The organism is Chitinimonas sp. BJB300 (genome assembly GCF_002735695.1).
Taxonomy (GTDB): domain Bacteria; phylum Pseudomonadota; class Gammaproteobacteria; order Burkholderiales; family Chitinimonadaceae; genus Chitinimonas.
In genome coordinates, this window is record NZ_PDZH01000046.1 from 1 (window position 1) to 16,346 (window position 16,346).

Annotated in this window: 15 protein-coding genes and 1 tRNA gene; 5 read left to right on the plus strand and 11 right to left on the minus strand. The window is 54.5% G+C overall.

All coding sequences use genetic code 11. The annotated features are described in order from the left end of the window. Positions 1-122: 122 nt before the first annotated feature. From CSQ89_RS09680 to rsmI, 3 genes are all read right to left on the minus strand, one after another. Entirely contained in the window at positions 123-1,079 is a 957-nt protein-coding gene (locus tag CSQ89_RS09680; protein ID WP_099405959.1) for a tyrosine-type recombinase/integrase, read from the minus strand. 201 nt (positions 1,080-1,280) lie between these two features. Further along, positions 1,281-1,365 (minus strand) — tRNA-Leu (locus CSQ89_RS09685). 40 nt (positions 1,366-1,405) lie between these two features. Then, positions 1,406-2,278 carry a 16S rRNA (cytidine(1402)-2'-O)-methyltransferase gene (gene rsmI, locus CSQ89_RS09690; RefSeq protein ID WP_233203044.1) on the minus strand — a complete coding sequence of 291 codons (873 nt, stop codon included), beginning with the start codon at positions 2,276-2,278 and terminating at the stop codon, positions 1,406-1,408. Between rsmI and CSQ89_RS09695 the strand changes: the two genes are divergently transcribed. The 5 genes from CSQ89_RS09695 (at position 2,273) to CSQ89_RS09715 (ending at position 6,003) form a co-directional block, all read left to right on the plus strand. Next, positions 2,273-3,424: a penicillin-binding protein activator gene (locus CSQ89_RS09695; RefSeq protein ID WP_099405960.1), complete on the plus strand. Its 1,152-nt coding sequence runs from the start codon at positions 2,273-2,275 to the stop codon at positions 3,422-3,424. The two genes, rsmI and CSQ89_RS09695, sit on opposite strands and share 6 nt — an antisense overlap. A gap of 95 nt (positions 3,425-3,519) precedes the next feature. Next, positions 3,520-3,861, plus strand: a complete 342-nt coding sequence (locus CSQ89_RS09700) for a YraN family protein (protein ID WP_099405961.1) — start codon at positions 3,520-3,522, stop codon at positions 3,859-3,861. Positions 3,862-3,864: 3 nt separating this feature from the next. Next, a complete protein-coding gene (locus CSQ89_RS09705; protein ID WP_099405962.1) occupies positions 3,865-4,455 on the plus strand; it encodes a phosphoheptose isomerase in 591 nt (196 codons plus the stop codon). A 5-nt stretch (positions 4,456-4,460) separates the two neighbouring features. Then, the gene (locus CSQ89_RS09710; protein WP_099405963.1) at positions 4,461-5,033 is read left to right on the plus strand and encodes a BON domain-containing protein; all 573 of its coding nucleotides are present in this window, start codon (positions 4,461-4,463) and stop codon (positions 5,031-5,033) included. Positions 5,034-5,238: 205 nt separating this feature from the next. After that, positions 5,239-6,003 (plus strand): TatD family hydrolase, encoded by a 765-nt coding sequence (locus CSQ89_RS09715; RefSeq protein ID WP_099405964.1) that lies wholly within the window; start codon positions 5,239-5,241, stop codon positions 6,001-6,003. 68 nt (positions 6,004-6,071) lie between these two features. Here CSQ89_RS09715 and CSQ89_RS09720 read toward each other — a convergent pair whose 3' ends face one another. From CSQ89_RS09720 to gpmI, 8 genes are all read right to left on the minus strand, one after another. After that, complete coding sequence (locus CSQ89_RS09720; protein WP_139022926.1) at positions 6,072-6,950, minus strand: hypothetical protein; 879 nt, start codon at positions 6,948-6,950, stop codon at positions 6,072-6,074. A 278-nt stretch (positions 6,951-7,228) separates the two neighbouring features. Further along, complete coding sequence (locus CSQ89_RS09725; RefSeq protein WP_099405966.1) at positions 7,229-8,083, minus strand: 2OG-Fe(II) oxygenase; 855 nt, start codon at positions 8,081-8,083, stop codon at positions 7,229-7,231. Between the two features lie 111 nt (positions 8,084-8,194). Continuing rightward, positions 8,195-10,051, minus strand: a complete 1,857-nt coding sequence (locus CSQ89_RS09730) for a glycosyl hydrolase family 18 protein (protein WP_199065388.1) — start codon at positions 10,049-10,051, stop codon at positions 8,195-8,197. A gap of 242 nt (positions 10,052-10,293) precedes the next feature. Continuing rightward, on the minus strand, positions 10,294-11,067 hold the full coding sequence (locus CSQ89_RS09735; protein ID WP_099405967.1) for a HesA/MoeB/ThiF family protein: 774 nt from the start codon (positions 11,065-11,067) through the stop codon (positions 10,294-10,296). Between the two features lie 256 nt (positions 11,068-11,323). After that, entirely contained in the window at positions 11,324-11,830 is a 507-nt protein-coding gene (locus CSQ89_RS09740; RefSeq protein ID WP_099405968.1) for a GAF domain-containing protein, read from the minus strand. Positions 11,831-11,956: 126 nt separating this feature from the next. Beyond that, entirely contained in the window at positions 11,957-13,408 is a 1,452-nt protein-coding gene (locus CSQ89_RS09745; RefSeq protein ID WP_099405969.1) for a S41 family peptidase, read from the minus strand. Between the two features lie 63 nt (positions 13,409-13,471). Then, a complete protein-coding gene (locus CSQ89_RS09750; RefSeq protein ID WP_099405970.1) occupies positions 13,472-14,758 on the minus strand; it encodes a murein hydrolase activator EnvC family protein in 1,287 nt (428 codons plus the stop codon). Beyond that, positions 14,755-16,293, minus strand: a complete 1,539-nt coding sequence (gene gpmI / locus CSQ89_RS09755; RefSeq protein WP_099405971.1) for a 2,3-bisphosphoglycerate-independent phosphoglycerate mutase — start codon at positions 16,291-16,293, stop codon at positions 14,755-14,757. Before gpmI ends, CSQ89_RS09750 begins: the two co-directional genes overlap by 4 nt. Positions 16,294-16,346: the final 53 nt, after the last annotated feature.

Consider the following 16,346-nt stretch of genomic DNA (forward strand, 5'->3'; position numbering starts at 1 on the left):
CTTGAATGCCTGAGCATCAAGACGCAGAAGAACCCATTCGCACTTTGCCGCAAGTTACTGATCAACGCCTCCCGCGCGGCTTATGATCAGTTACAGCTGCTTCTCGCAGCTACTGCGTAACATCAGTCACTAATTGGCTTAGACAGGTCAGTTTGAGCAGGGAATAACAATTGACGATGGCCTGTAAGCGGCTTGAGCGTTTCTAGCAGCCCGATTGCTTGCTTGGACAACGGGACAATATGCGGAGACCGCATTTTCATGCGCTCAGCAGGAATACGCCAAACAGCGGCATCAATGTCCAACTCGTCCCAGCGGGCACCGCGCAACTCGCCAGGACGTACCATTGTCAGCATCAACAAGCGCATCGCGATTTTGGTCTGATGGCGTAGCGGCTCAATTTCCAGACGGCGGAAGAACTCCGGCAGTTCCTCGCGTGGTAAAGCTGGGCGGTGTTCAACCTTCTTGGCTATTAGGGTCTCGGCAAGGCGGTGAGTCGGGTCTATTTCGGCACGCCCGGTGACGATGGCAAATCGCATGACACACCCCATACGCTGAAGTACGCGCTGGGCGGTTTCTATGGCACCTCGTTTTTCGATTTTACGAACCGTTGCCAGAATTAAGGGGGCGGTGATTTGTAGAACGGGCAACTGGCCCAAAATGGGGAATGCATCCGCCGCTAACGACTCAAGCACCCTGGCAGCATGGTCAGGTGACCAGCGAGCAAGCCGGGATGCGTGCCATTCGCGGGCAATCATCTCAAAGGTATTAGCCGCTTCAGCAGCACGAACCACACGCTCGGCCTTTCTAGCCATTCTAGGGTCAACCCCGCTTACAACCCTCTCCAAAGCGCCGTCGCGGGCTTTACGGGCCTCTGCTAAGCCCGTGTCTGGATAGTAACCAAGCCATTGCTTGCCGGCCTTGCCGTGCAGTCGAAATCGGTACAGCCACCGCCGCCGTCCTTCTGGGGTAACAACCAAGAAAAGCCCTTCGCCATCCGCTAAGGTGTATTCCTTTTCAGCAGGCTTTGCATTTTTTATCTCAATATCTCGGAGCTGCTTGGCTCCTAGCTTTCGCAGCATCTTGCGTCCCTACAGTTGAAACAACTCAATTGGTTTTTGTGCCCCTATTTTCAATCAATTTGATGAGAAGGGACACAAGCGGGGGCGCAAAAAACGTGGCTGTAGGAGGAAGTCCTAGGATGGTCTTGGACAAGAAAAAACCCGCACAGCTAGTATCTATGCGGGTTTCTGGATTTCCCTGGACTGCTAGGGACTTGTATCTGGTGCCCGGGGTCGGACTCGAACCGACACGCCTTGCGGCGGGGGATTTTGAGTCCCCTACGTCTACCAATTTCATCACCCGGGCTGAGTGAGGACGCGGATTATGCCCAGCTGTTTACCGCCGGTCAACTGTCTTTTGCATCTTCTTTTAGCTGCAGTGCACGTTCGTAGAGAGTATTGCGGTTACCGCCGGTAATTTCTGCTGTTAATTTAACAGCTTGCTTGAGAGGAAGCTCTCGAACCAAAGGAACCAGGATACTGTCGAAACTGGCGGCGGCATCATCTACTTGGCGGGGTGCAGCTTCAACCAATACCACCAATTCACCCCGCTGCTGGTTATTGTCTGCGGCAACCCAGGTAACCAACTCGCCCAATGGGGCACGGCGAATGGTTTCAAACGTCTTGGTAAGCTCCCGGCATACGACGGCGACCCTATCAGGCCCGAACACGGTAGCCATATCGGCCAAGCTATCAGCAATACGGTGTGGAGCTTCGAAAAAAGCGACGGTGTGCGGTAGCTGCTTCAGGGCTTCCAGCTCCTTACAGCGAGCTGTGGTCTTGGGTTCAAGAAAGCCATGAAACTGAAAACGCGGCGAGTGCATGCCCGCGGCAGCGAGCGCCGCCAACACTGCCGATGCACCAGGAACAGGCACAACACGAAAACCTGCCGCGTGCACTGCTTGCACGAGACGTGCGCCAGGGTCGCTCACGGCAGGTGTGCCCGCATCCGATACCTGGGCAACTGCTTCGCCCGCGCGCAGGCGTTCGATCAGTTTGTCGGCCACTTCGCGTTCGTTATGTTCACGCAGCGAGATCATTCGGGTGTCTATGCTGAAGTGTTTCAGCAATTGTCCGGTCACGCGTGTGTCTTCAGCGGCAATGACATCTGCCTGGGCAAGAACAGCGCGCGCGCGCGGAGTTAGGTCGGCCAAGTTCCCGATAGGCGTGGCCACCACATATAATGCAGGTCGATCTATCAACCACGGCTCGCCATGCACGGTTCTATTCCTTCTCGTTGGACTGCTGTTTTTACGGCGGCGCTACTCTACCTTGGCCTGGCAGGTGCGGCCAGTGCGGAAGAAGCCACACCACAACCACCGCCCCCCTTACCAGCCAAGCAGGCGCATATCGCGCTGATCTTGCCGACCAAGTCCAAATCCTTTGCCGGCCCGGCAGAGGCGGTGCAGTTGGGGGCCCTGGCCGGCGAAGAAAAACTCGGAGACGAGCTTACGCCCAAACTGCGGCTTTACCCTACCACCGAGCGCGATGAAGACGCGTTGGCGGCTTATCAGCAGGCTTTGACCAATGGTGCAATCGGCGTGATTGGACCGCTTACACGCGGGGCAATCGCCAAGCTGGCCGAGTTTGGCGGGCTTGAGATACCTGTACTGGCGCTCAATAGCCTGGAAGGTATCAATAATGTCAGCAATCTATATGGCTTGGGTTTATCGATTGAAGCAGAGGCCCGCCAGCTAGCGCGACTGATGCAAGCCGATGGCAGCACCAAACCTCTGCTGATCGCAACCGAAGGCGCACTATCAAAACGCACGCGTGACGCCTTTTCAAATGAATGGCATCGCATCAGCGGCTCCCTACCCATGGAAGTGAAATTCACCGAAGGTAAGGATGGCCTCAACAGGTTGAAGGAAAATATGCGTGCGCTGGGCGCAGATGCGGTATTCATGGCTGCCGACCAGAAAAAGGCGCGGTTGATTCGCCCTTATCTGGGTATCGACCAACCTGTTTACGCTACCTCCCACGCATGGAGCGGTAAGTTCGGGCGAATGTCGGTCGCGAATAACGACCTTTTGGGCGTGCGCTTTGTGGATATGCCGTGGTTGCTCGACCCCTACCATAACGATATGCAGCAATTCAAACACGCAAGCAAACCGCTCTCGCCCGATCTGGAAAGGCTCTATGCATTGGGCTTGGATGCTTATCGGCTCAGCTTGCAGATTGTGACGGCTGCACCAGGAGCAAATATCGAGCTGGCTGGCGTGACGGGCAATTTGCGGATGTCCGACAGCGGCGAATTTAGCCGGGAGTTGATTCGCAGTGAGATTGGCGGACAACCTCGCACACCAAAACCTGAACCAGAGCCGACTGTCGACCCTGAAGCGGCACCAAATACCGTTACCTACTAGCAATACCCCCCGCAGCCAGGTTGCATGCTTTGAGGCCCCCCTCATTGCGTGTTACATGGCTTTGCCCAGCTATAGACATACAGTCTTGGAATGCCATGTCACAAACCAAGGGAGCGGCAGCAGAAACCCTCGCGGCAGCGTATCTTGTTCAGCGCGGCCTCAGCATCGTTGTGCGAAACTGGCGCTGCCGCATGGGCGAACTCGATTTGATCGCCAACGATGCCGGCACCCTGGTGTTTGTGGAAGTCCGTAGTCGGGCTGTAGGCCGGTTTGGCGATGCCGCGGCAAGCATTACTGCCAGCAAGCAAGCTAAATTGGTTGCTGCAGCCCAGCAATACCTTGCTACCCTCAGCCGTACCCCACCCTGCCGCTTCGATGCCGTCCTGCTCGATGGAACTGCCGAACCACGCTGGCTGAAGAACATCATTGAGATTTGAAACATGGATTTGATTGCCCGTATTAACCAACACTTTCTCGACAGCATGACCGCGAAGGAAGATGCCCGTGAAATGTTGGCGGCCCCTACTGCCGTGGTGGCAGAACGTGTCGTAACCGCCCTGATGGGCGACCATAAAATGCTGGCTTGCGGTAATGGCCCCTCGGCTGCCGACGCTCAGCATTTTGCCGCCCGCATGATTGGCCGCTTCGAAAAAGAACGCCCTGGCTTGCCTGCCATTGCCCTGACCACCGATACTGCTTCGCTGACCGCCATTGCAGATGATTACGACTATGACTTGGTGTTCTCCAAGCAGGTGCGCGCCATTGGCCAGCCCGGCGATGTGTTGCTAGCGTTCTCTCCCTCGGGCAATTCGGCAAATGTCATTGAAGCGATTTATGCAGCACACGAGAAACAAATGACCGTTATCGCCCTTACCGGTGGCGATGGCGGCAAGATCACTGAACTTTTGGTCGGTGAAGACATCCAGCTGAATGTGCCTGCTACCCGCCCGGCCCGTATTCAGGAAATCCATTTGCTGTTGATTCATAGCCTTTGCGATGCAATCGACTGCATTTTGCTTGACGGAGAATAAAACGAATGCTGAAACGCCTGTCTCACCTCACCCTTGTCCTGATTGCCACCAGCCAGTTAAGCGCCTGCTTTCCACTTGTAGTGGCAGGCGTCGGCACGGGTGTTGCCGTAACGCAAGACCGCCGCACTTCCGCCGTCGTGTGGAGTGACCAGCAGGTCGAACAGAATATCGGCAAGGAAATCGCCAACCGCTTTGGCAACCATACCCATGTGAACATCACCAGCTACAACAAGGCTGTGCTTTTGAGTGGCGAAGTACCCGACGATGCCGCCAAGGCAGCCATTGAAAAGCTTGCTCGTGAGACACCTGATGTACGCAAGGTATACAACGAACTTGCTGTCATGCTGCCTTCCAGCATTTCTGCCAGGGCCGGCGACACCGCCCTGACAACACGCGTCAAAGCCCGCATGGTTGAGGCCGGCAAGTTTTCCCCCTTGCATGTCAAAGTAGTCAGCGAGCGCAAACAGGTATACCTGCTCGGCCTGCTGACGCGCCAAGAAGCCACAGATGCATCTCAAATCGCCAGCCAGACCCAAGGCGCGGAAAAAGTAGTGACGTTATTTGAACACCTGGATTAAGCAGGTGATGGATTTAACCGCTTTGGTTTAAGAACCTATTAACGATCTTACTGCGCTGCGCTTCACCCTGCTGACGGTTGCTCGTGACAGATCGTAAACAGGTTCTAAGTGAAAACCCGCCATATGGCGGGTTTTCTACATCTATCGATTGCGGATACTGCGCGCCGCAACGTAAATTCAAACGAATCTTTCTTTGCCCATTCCCATGCTCATCGATACCCATTGCCATCTCGATGCCCCTGAGTTCGATACCGACCGCGACGAGGTAGTGGTGCGAGCACGCGAAGCACAAATAAGCCAAATCATTGTGCCAGCCATCAGCCTGCCTACGTTTGCTGGCACACTCGCCATGCGCAACCGTTATGGCTGCCCTGTCGCGCTGGGCTTGCATCCCATCTATGAAAGAACCCACCGCGAAGAACACTTATTGACTTTGCGTGACGCCATCGCCAACGAAAAACCGATTGCCGTGGGCGAAATCGGCCTCGACTTCTTCGTTGCCGGGCTGGATACACAACGACAGACTGATATTTTCGCCGCCCAGTTGAAACTCGCGCGCGATTTCGACCTGCCTGTCCTGCTGCATGTACGCAAGTCACAGGACCAAGTACTCAAGCAGCTACGCCGCTTTGGCGTACGCCGCGGCATTGCCCATGCTTTCAACGGCAGCCCCCAACAAGCTGCGGCTTATATCGAGCAGGGCTTCAAGCTGGGTTTTGGTGGCAGCCTTACATTTGAGCGAGCACTGAATATTCGCCGCCTCGCCACCGACTTGCCCTTGGAGAGCATCGTGCTGGAAACCGATGCGCCCGATATCTCGCCCAGTTGGGCATACAAACAGCGCAATGAACCCGCCTATCTCAGTCGGATTGCAACCGAATTAGCCGAGCTGCGGGGTATCAGCCTTACCAAGTTGGCAGCTCAAACCAGCACCAACGCTCGGGAAGCCCTCAACCTACCTTTGCGTTAACTCCCTGCTGCTATGGCTTCAGCAAAAAGGCAAACCCTACGTTTGCCTTCGTTATTTTTGCTTGAGCCTCACTTTTGGACTAGCGTCAGCTGATCGGCTGGCACCCAGCCGGCACGAACTGTATCAGCGCCGGAAACAGTATGAGGGCGGTAACCAACATAGGGGTCATGCGTGACAAGTAAATTATTCTTCTCACCCATCACGACAAAAAACCACCGACGATTATTTTTTGTGGTTTCGCCCACAACGGTACCTGTGGTCCCAGGTAGATACTTCCTTACAATATTTCCAAATACAGCCCGCTCAATATATTCGCTCTGTATCCGGTCATACGCATCCACTTGCTCAGGGCTTGAACGAAGCGCTACCGCACGCTTTGCTTTGAACTGAAGGGAATGACTGTATTTCTTTAATGGCAATACCGTCTTCGCAAGGAGTGCAATCTCGCTGTCTCGTCGAAAATTATCCACGGTATCCTGGAAATAGATATCGGCCAGCATCGCACAACACCCTTGCTTTACGCTGATGACCTCATGGCCATTCGGTGCAACGCGAAGCAGTAACACCTGCCAACTGGTGGGCTGTTTGACAACATAACCATCTTTGGTCCCATACCAGATAACTGTCGCACTACCCTCGGAACATAGCGCACTACCTGTGTACACAATGTCCGAAAAACCATCTTTGTCTACGTCGACAACATGGAATGTCGTTGCTTCGGTTGGCTCAAAAACGCGTTGAATAAACGAGCACTGTGCCCATTCTAAGTTCTCGCTTGCCGAGAGCGCTGCCCGACCTGTCTGCTCCAATTCCTTTTTGAGTGCTGCCCGGTATGCCCGCTCTAACTCATCGTTAAGCGCCACTCGCTTGTCAGCTGGAAGTACAGGGCTGGCGCTGATAAGAGGCCAATTACGCGAAGCGGGATACAGCACATCAGATACCGCCAAGGACCGTGCCTCTTCTTGCGTAGCTGCCTGTGCCGGCACCAGGCTCAAAGTCAATAACGCCAGTGAAATGAGAAATGTGCGAATAGAGAGCACAGGATCAACCTTGAAAATAAGGACATAAAGGATAGGGAATAACCTAGAACCAGCCTAAAGTCTCGCGAGCTAGGCCAAGATAAAGCGAAAATAGCCAAGGAAGCGACGTATACAAGTAGTAAATGAGCATTCCGAGGGTGCTTTCAACGCCATATTGCTGACGCGTTGCAGACTTTAGAGCGGTCCTAACTGTAACGGCGTTGACGCACCCATTTGGTCATAATCCATTTCTCGCCGCCTTCAACCGGTGCACCGCCATGTAGGCTCAGAGGGTCGATCTGGCCTTGGCTGTTGGTATAACGAAAGTACACCGCGCTGCCTTTGCGCGGATTTACCGTCAAACCTACATCGGGGAAGATGGTAGCGCCGCCTTGGTCAACATCACTCAGGTAGATCACCAAGGTTGCAACACGCTGGCCGCCTTGGGCGATGTGCTTCGCGCTGCCTGGGTCTGCGGGAGGGAAGTAATCAAAATGCGGGCGGTATTCACCCCCGACGCCATAGCGGAGGATCTGCAATCCTTCGCCGTTTTCCACCGGACAGCACATGAGCCGGGCTATGCGTGCATCAAGCCGGGCAATCAGGTCATCTTCCCTTAACGCAAAGAAGGTTCCCTCGCTGCTGCGTTGGGCTATGACACTCTCTTCCCCACTTAATGGGTCTACCGTGGTCGACCGCCGCAGTTTGGTTTTAGCACGGGCAATCACCTCGTCGCATTCATTGTCCGATAGCACTCCATCAAGCACCAACGCCTGCGGCTTCTCGCAGCGCATCACCACCGTGGCCCAACCATCGCCGCCATCTATGCGATTACCAAGAAGCGCTATCGGCCAATCGTCATAGATGTACTCACCAACCGGGGGGCGAATTGATTCCTTGAGTGGTATATCTTTACCCACGCTGACCGCCGCGACGGCTGCACTGGCTTGTTGCGCATCGAAGCCCGCGCTCACCATGGCTTCCACCATTGAGGCAACTGAGCAGCCACGCTGTAAGTTGTCCTTCAACCATATTTGCCATTCCCTACTCAGCTCGGGCATTACGCTGCCTCCTAATCAACAACTGCTTCGATCATGAAACAGGTGATCCGATGAAAACCCCGCCCTTTAGAGAGAGGTCTTCATCGTATTGCCAACAACATGGGAAGCGGCTTACCTCACCGTACCCATTTTGCTCATCAGCTCACCATCTGCCGTATCACCATCCAATGACCAGCTCATCATGCCACCCAACCCCTTGGCTTTGACGTAGTCGATCTTAGTCTGGATATCGGCCGGCGTATCGTAAGACCAGAAAGTACTGCCGTCGAACTTCCAGCTTTGCTTGGTAACCGGGTGGGTAAAGACTTGTCCAGGTGCATTCTTGAGTACCTTATAGTCTTCGATACCCGCCTCATAGGTACCACGTGCCGGCCCCGTAGCAATTTGGTAAAGGCCGTTGTTCGTATTGGCTACCCCGGTCCAGCCCCGCCCGTAGAACGGAATCCCCAGCACAATCTTGCTGGCAGGCGTACCCGATGCCAGCAGATTATTCACCGCACCCTCAATGTTGTAGCTTGCACCAAGCGGTGTTGCCGCATTGGGGCTGGCTGGATCATTTATCAGGTGCGAATGGAAGTCTGTCGGCCCCTTGGCATCCCACCCACCATGGAAATCGTAAGACATCAGATTGATCCAGTCCAGATACTGGCTGTACTGCGCCGGCTCTGTCATATCGATCTTGTCTTTACCGGCCCCGATCGCCACGGTCAGTTTGTACCGCTTACCCGTGGTAGCCCCTAAAGCATCAAGCTGTGTGCGGAATTCCTTCAACAGCAAAGTGAAGTTCTGCTTATCAGCCGGGCTAACCGTGTTGTAGCCAAAACCCTGTATACCAGGGAATTCCCAGTCAATATCGATACCATCAAACAGCCCCGCCGCGGCACCGGCGCCGCCAGCACCATCGTATGCTGGCAGATTACCCTTGATGTAGACATCCACACAGCTCTTTACCAACTGCTTACGCAATGCGTCGGTCTCTGACGCGGCCGAGAACCAACGTGACCACGTCCAACCACCCAGCGAAATCATCGGGCTGATGTTTGGGTAGCGTGCCTTTAGCCGTTTGATTTGGCCAAAGTTGCCACGCAATGGGCTATCCCACTTGTCCGCCACACCATCCACCGAAGCCGCAGCCGGGAAGGCCTTGCTGTAGTCGGCAAAGGGGTCGCCACCATCACCGTTACCCGACTCGGTGCGATACTGGATATCGCACTCATAGCCGCCATTCTTCTTGTAGACGTTGCCAAAGGCATAGTTCAAGAAAGTCAGCTTCGCAGCCGAACCCGACGTCTCGATCTGCTTCACTTGGTAGTTACGGCCATAAATGCCCCACTGGGCAAAGTAGGAGCCCACCTGCCGCGCACCCGGTGTCGGCGTTGGCGTTGGCGTTGGCGTTGGCGTTGGCGTTGGCGTTGGCGTTGGCGTTGGCGTTGGCGTTGGCGTTGGCGTTGGCGTTGGCGTTGGCGTCACCGAGCATGCACCCACATCTTTCCATGGCTTACCATCACCCACATTCGCAGGGGGTATATCACCCTGAGTCCACCACTTGGCCTCGTAATTGCGCCCTTCATAGGTAACGCGCTGCCCGCCGTTATAGGCTGTAGCCCCGACCCAAGCGATGTAGCAAATATTGGGGCTAGGCGTAGGTACTGGTACAGGGGTAGGTATAGGTGTTGGCGCAGGAGCAGGGACACCGCCGCCAATACAACTACCTTGTGGTTGCCACAGCGTAGGCGATGCCGCTGGATTCCAATTCGCACCCACATAAGCAGTATGGGTAACCAGCGCTTTGTAGTTATTGCCCTGGTAAGAAGTCTGGCTGTTGGCGGTATAGGTGTTACCTTCAGCCCAGGTGGCTGCGCAATTTGCAGCCAGTACAGCAGGCGCATACAGCAGGCCTGCCATAGCAAGGCCAAGGGTAACGCCACGCAAAGCAAAGCGCTGGGACTGCTTATAGTTGGGGTACATACGGTGTCTCCATCCAAAGGGGAAAGAGCGAGGTCACCGGATAGCTAGGCCGGTTTACATCCCGATTCCCAAACCCCTCGCACATAGACTGGGAACCGTATGCTGCACTAATACCGGTATTATAAATACAAACCATATTGGTAATTATGATGTATTAACTTGGTATTACGTAAAACTCAGCCCAGGCCAGCCAGTAACTTATTCATTTGCCATTAAATAATCTAGGCGCAGTGAACTCTCCATTAAGCCCGGCTCGCACAGACTGGGCAATGAGGGTCGCGTTTAAAGCGCAGGTTGCGCCAATCGTGGGTGCGTAGATCCAGCACCATCAACTTACCGAGCGGAATGCCGGGCATGTCGAGCAGGATTTTCAATGCCTCGGCTGCTTGCATGGCGCCGATAATGCCTACCAGGGGGGCAAATACGCCAAATGTCGCGCAGGGGCCATCGCTGGTGTCGCCATCTTCATCAAACAGGCAGCGATAACAGGGACTATCTGCTTGGCGGGGGTCGAATACGGCGAACTGACCGTCAAAACGCACGGCTGCACCCGAGACCAATGGTTTACCCTGTGCAAAACAAGCGCGATTGACAGCGTGGCGGGTGGGAAAGTTATCGGAACAATCCAGCACCACATCCGCCTGGGCAATGGCAGTCACCAGTGACTCACCTTGCAAGCGCTCGGCCAGTGGTACTACAGTTATCTGGGGGTTGATACCTGCCAGCGTTGCTTGTGCAGAGGTCACCTTGCGCTGCCCCAAGCTGTCGTGTCGATGCACTATCTGGCGCTGTAGGTTAGTCAGCTCGACCGTGTCGGCATCTGCCAACAAAAGCTGCCCTACCCCTGCAGAGGCAAGGTACATCGCAGCGGGCGACCCCAGTCCCCCCATGCCGACAATGAGTATGCTTGCCGCAGCCAGCTTACGTTGCCCCTCGATGCCGACTTCGTCGAGCAGAATATGCCGGCTGTAACGCAGCAATGCGTCATCAGAAAAATCTCGGTTGAAATCGCGCATGGCTTGGGTGACGTGAATGGCTAGACGAGGTGGACGATGATAAGCCGCCCGCTAAGCAACCACCAAGTAGCCACCAAGAACCACCGAAGCACATAGACCACTTCAGCTTTCCACGTCCCGGGAAGCCGATAGAAATCACAGTTAGCGTAGGGAGGACAAGCAGAATTCGTATTGACGATAGGCGCTCACCTCAGCACAGCTGAGTAAGCTTGTATCATCAACTTAACGAAATACGCGCTACATCGACGATGTAGACTCAGCCGCCAAACTTCTTCATTGCCAGGCCCACCATTGCAGCGGCCTGCTGGAGATATTGTAGATCTTGCTGGCTCCAGACCTTGATTTGCACTGTGTTTTCACAACAAACGAGGCCCAGTGGCGAACCATCCAGTTCAATTGCTGCATTCAAGACGGAATAGATATTCAACGGCTCTAAATAAGCATCGTTGAAACCCTCCGTTGCGGGATAGGTACGTGCATCACTGGCAACAATCAATCGTTCCTCGCGCATAGCGGTAAAGTAGTCGGGGAAATCATCTTCGCTCAACGTCATGCCACTGGACCACTGGCCGTCGCTGGCATCGTACAGCCCCTCACACACAGCGCTATCCTGCAAAGTGCCTGTATAAAACCAGAAGCTGGCGCGTGTGCAGCCAACCTCCTGCACCAGCGTGCGACTCAATAAGGCAAAGAACTTGGCCCTATCGAGCTTGCCTTCCCCCAGCATGGTGTAAAGGTTTTTGAATAAATTAGTATCGTGCATTTTGATCACCCTCTCAGCACACGTGCACGAGGCCCGTCTACCTGATGTTATAGCCCTACAGCACCCAAAATGCAGAAAGCCCGCATTTGCGGGCTTTCTGAAAAGGCACAACCAAATACAAACGGCCTATTTAATTACCACCGTGTTCGCACGTACCACCTGCTGCACCTTCAAGACATTCAGCGCCTGCTGTAATTGGTAATCCTTTCTCAGCGAAATCTCACCCGGCTTCAGCTCTTCCTCTTCCGAGGGCTTACTTTCCTTAGACTTGGCTTTATCGATACCTTTTTGCTTGGCAGGTTCCAACTTGGCTTCAGGCTGCACTTCCGGTGCTGCAATGGGCTTGGCATCCAGTTTTACTGCTTCACCCTGCGGGTTGGTCAGATGGTGTTCAAGATCAGCTTCGCGTACCCGGAAAGCCGCGCTATTCAACCCATTTAGCGTAGCTTCTTCAACCTCGATATCCGGAGTAATGCCTTTGGCTTGGATAGAACGGCCATTTGGCGTGAAGTAACGCGCGGTGGTCAACTTGATAGCAGCATCCTTCCCGACAGGCAAGATAGTCTGCACCGATCCCTTGCCAAAGGTCTGCACGCCAACAACAACAGCACGCTTATGGTCCTGTAAGGCACCCGCCACAATTTCGGAAGCAGAGGCCGAACCGGAATTCACCAGCACCACCATCGGTACATCTTTCACCCCATTCGGCAACTTGCCTTCACGAGCACCGAATTCAGGGCTGGCCGTCAACTTTACCTTTGCATCACTGGCGCGGCCCTCGGTATATACCACCAATGCTTTCTCGGGAAGGAACAGCGCCGACACCCCTACCGCTGAACTCAATACACCACCCGGGTCATTGCGCAGATCAAGCACCAGGCCCTTCAGGTTCGCATTATTCTCCTTGTATAAATTCTCGAGCGCGCGCGCCACATCGTCAGTCGAGCGCTCTTGGAACTGCGCCAAACGCACATAACCGAAACCGGGCTCAAGCATCCGGGATTTCACGCTCTGTACTTTGATTACCGAACGATTGAGCGTAAACACCAAAGGCTTGGTCTCGCCCTTGCGCAATATCGTCAGCACAACCTTGCTATTGGGCTTGCCGCGCATCTTGGCGACCGCATCATTCAAGGAAAGGCCCCGGACCGGTGCGTCGTCGATCTTCATAATGTAATCGCCTGCCTTGATACCCGCCTTGAATGCAGGTGTATCTTCAATCGGCGAAATCACGCGGACTAATCCGTCTTCCAGATTGACTTCCAGCCCCAGGCCACCAAACTCGCCTGTCGTACTGACCTTCAAATCCCTGAATGCTTCCGCATCCAGGTAGGCGGAATGCGGGTCCAAGCCAGTCAACATGCCATTGATGGCTTCGTTGATCAGCTTTTTATCTTCAACCGGCTCGACGTAATCTTGTTTGATGCGGGCATATACCTCGGTAAAGGCGCGCAGCTCGTTAATAGGCAGTGGCGACAAGCTTTCCTTGTCGGCCAGTGCGCTGGCCCCAGCGGTCAACAGCACACCAATGCCTGTACCGATGAGAAGCAATCTGAATTTCTGTGCTTTCGCTTGCATTACTGTCCTTTTACTACCTGCCAACAGCCGGCTCGAACACGCTGCTGTTGAATAATTGCCAGCCTATTTTGCCCAGGCGAGCGGGTCCAGAGGTTTACCCAGATGACGTATTTCGAAGTATATCCCCGTTTGTTCACTTCCACCGCTATTGCCACTGGTCGCTATATCCTCCCCAGCCGTTACCTTGTCGCCAATCTGTTTGATCAGCGACTCGGCTGCGCCATAAAGGCTGAGATACCCACCACCATGATCCACGATGAGCATATTCCCGAAACCGCGTAACCAATCCGCAAATACTACCCGACCGCTAGCGACCGCTTTGACGGGCTGACCGCCGCTCGTCCGAATAAATACTCCCTTCCACTGCGTACCCTCACTACGTGGGGTGCCGAACTTACCTGTAACCTCACCCCGTGCAGGCAAACGCAGTTCACCTTTCAACTCGGCAAAACGACGCCCGTCCGCCGTACTGTCGGGCAAGGCATCGTTTTGCTTGACCACCGGCTCTGGCTTGGCAGCAGCCTCGCTTGGCTTTTTGCCTGACTTTGCTTCCCTTGCCGCGCGTGCAGCTTCACGCGCTTCTGCCAGTTTCTGCGCTTTAGCTTGCTTTTCGCGCTCGCGCGCTTCTTTGATCTCACGCTCGCGGATCATCCGGTTGATCTTTTCAACCAACTGGGTCAGACGCTTTTCATCGCGCTGCAATTTGCTGATCTGCTTACGCTGCTCACCAATCTCGCCAGCTATTTTGCTCAACACTTCTTGTTTTTCGGCTTGTTCGGCCTTCAACCGATCACGTGCTTGCTTTCGCTCAGCCGCAATACGCACCAACACCTCGTGCTTCTGACGGATGACTTCTGCAAGCGCATTGAGTTTATCTAGCTGCCCATTCAACTCTCCCGACAGCTTGTACTGCGCTTGCGCGATATAACGGTAATAGCGCAAATCGCGCGCAAGTTTGTTTGGATCCTGCTGGTTCAATAAAAGGCGCAACGCCTCATGCTGGCCGTTGCGATGGCGCGATCGAATCAAGTCCTGCAAACGCTGTCGATTGGATTCCAGATTCTGGCGGGTCTTGACGATATCCTGGCTGATATTGGCTAACGCAGCTTCGGACAGCTGCTGTTCCCGATTAAGCTGCGCCACCGCACGATTGGCTGCACTGATAGCCTGCTCGGATGACTTTAAGGCATCTGCAGCATCATGGCGGGTGGCCTCATTCGCCTGTAATTCCTGCTTCAACGAGTCGATCTTGCGGCGTAGATCCTGCAAGTCATCTTCCGGCTGGGCAGCCCCTACCGCGCTGACCAGCAGGCCAGCAGCGGCAATCAAAGGAATCAGGCGGCGAATCACGCGAAATGGATCAGCGAATGGCCTGTCATTTCAGCCGGTTGTGAAATACCCATCATGGCCAGCAATGAAGGCGCGATATCTTTCAAGGCACCCGAAGATGCCAAGCGGGCCTTCCGGCCTATATAGATGAAGGGCACCAGATCGGTCGTATGCTGGGTATGCGCTTGGCCCGACACGTTATCCCACATCACTTCGCAATTACCATGGTCAGCGGTAATGATCACTTCGCCCCCGATTGCCTGCATGGCTGCTACAGCGCGGCCGACACATGCATCCAACGCTTCAATGGCTTTAACAGCCGCATCGAAATTACCGGTATGGCCCACCATATCGCCATTGGCGTAATTGCAAATGATGGCGGCGTATTGCTTTGATTCAATCGCCTCGACAATCTTGTCGGTCACTTCCACCGCACTCATTTCTGGTTTCAGATCGTAAGTCGCCACTTTGGGCGATGCGACCAGAATACGGTCTTCGCCAGGAAACTCTTTTTCCTCGCCGCCCGAAAAGAAATACGTCACATGCGGGTATTTTTCGGTCTCGGCAATGCGCAATTGCTTAAGGCCAAGACGGCCGATGTATTCGCCAAAGCTGTTCTGTACTTTGGGCTTTGTGTAAGCCACCGGATAAGGGTAGATCTCGGCATAACTTGTGAGTGTGGCAAACACGGCTAGCTTGGGACGGCGCGGGCGGGCAAAGCCGTCAAAGCTATCTTCATTGATGGCAACCGTGATCTCGCGGGCGCGGTCGGCACGGAAATTCATGAACACCACAACATCGCCATCCTCGATTCGGCTAGGGTTGCCATGCGGGCGTATCGCCGTCGCCAAGACAAACTCATCGTTCTCACCCCGTGCATAAGCCGCCGCCAGCGCTTCTTGCGCGGTCACCGCCACATATTCGGCTTCGCCATCGACAATCAGACGATAAGCCGGCTCAACGCGCTCCCAACGCTTGTCACGGTCCATCACATAGTAGCGTCCCACCACTGAGACGATTTGCGCGCCGGGGTTCGCATCGCAAACCGTTTGAAGGCGGCCAAGATAACGCTCGGCACTGCGCGGGGGAGTATCGCGGCCATCCAGGAAAGCATGTACGGCGATCTTCGCCACACCTGCTTGGTGTGCCGCGCGGATCAGCTCATGAATATGGCTTTCATGGGCATGCACCCCACCATCGGACACCAAACCCAATATATGCAGCGTCGTCTTAGCAGCCGCTGCCGTATCTATGGCTTGCTTGAGCACCGGATTGCTGCCCAGAGACTGGTCTGCCACATCACAATCGACCCGACTGATGTCTTGTTGCAACACTCTGCCGGCTCCGATATTCAAATGTCCGACTTCAGAATTACCAAATTGCCCTGCCGGCAAACCCACAAATTGCTCCGAAGCATTGATGGTCGTGTGGGGAAATTCCGCCATTAGACTATCAATATGCGGCTTTTGCGCATGCAATATAGCGTTGTCTGCGCCTTCCAGGCGGTGACCATAGCCATCGAGAATAAGGAGAAGGACAGGCGTCACGGTAGTCATAGAAGGTGTACCAACGTTTCGTTGAAGACGAACCACATTTTACCGCGACATAC

What these genes read in the sequence shown, in the direction of transcription:
- CSQ89_RS09680 (WP_099405959.1), bottom strand. Translation starts at nt 1,079, where the DNA reads ATGCTGCGAAAGCTAGGAGCCAAGCAGCTCCGAGATATTGAGATAAAA.
- CSQ89_RS09695 (WP_099405960.1), top strand. Translation starts at nt 2,273, where the DNA reads ATGCACGGTTCTATTCCTTCTCGTTGGACTGCTGTTTTTACGGCGGCG.
- CSQ89_RS09700 (WP_099405961.1), top strand. Translation starts at nt 3,520, where the DNA reads ATGTCACAAACCAAGGGAGCGGCAGCAGAAACCCTCGCGGCAGCGTAT.
- CSQ89_RS09705 (WP_099405962.1), top strand. Translation starts at nt 3,865, where the DNA reads ATGGATTTGATTGCCCGTATTAACCAACACTTTCTCGACAGCATGACC.
- CSQ89_RS09710 (WP_099405963.1), top strand. Translation starts at nt 4,461, where the DNA reads ATGCTGAAACGCCTGTCTCACCTCACCCTTGTCCTGATTGCCACCAGC.
- CSQ89_RS09715 (WP_099405964.1), top strand. Translation starts at nt 5,239, where the DNA reads ATGCTCATCGATACCCATTGCCATCTCGATGCCCCTGAGTTCGATACC.
- CSQ89_RS09725 (WP_099405966.1), bottom strand. Translation starts at nt 8,083, where the DNA reads ATGCCCGAGCTGAGTAGGGAATGGCAAATATGGTTGAAGGACAACTTA.
- CSQ89_RS09730 (WP_199065388.1), bottom strand. Translation starts at nt 10,051, where the DNA reads ATGTACCCCAACTATAAGCAGTCCCAGCGCTTTGCTTTGCGTGGCGTT.
- CSQ89_RS09735 (WP_099405967.1), bottom strand. Translation starts at nt 11,067, where the DNA reads ATGCGCGATTTCAACCGAGATTTTTCTGATGACGCATTGCTGCGTTAC.
- CSQ89_RS09740 (WP_099405968.1), bottom strand. Translation starts at nt 11,830, where the DNA reads ATGCACGATACTAATTTATTCAAAAACCTTTACACCATGCTGGGGGAA.
- CSQ89_RS09745 (WP_099405969.1), bottom strand. Translation starts at nt 13,408, where the DNA reads ATGCAAGCGAAAGCACAGAAATTCAGATTGCTTCTCATCGGTACAGGC.
- gpmI (WP_099405971.1), bottom strand. Translation starts at nt 16,293, where the DNA reads ATGACTACCGTGACGCCTGTCCTTCTCCTTATTCTCGATGGCTATGGT.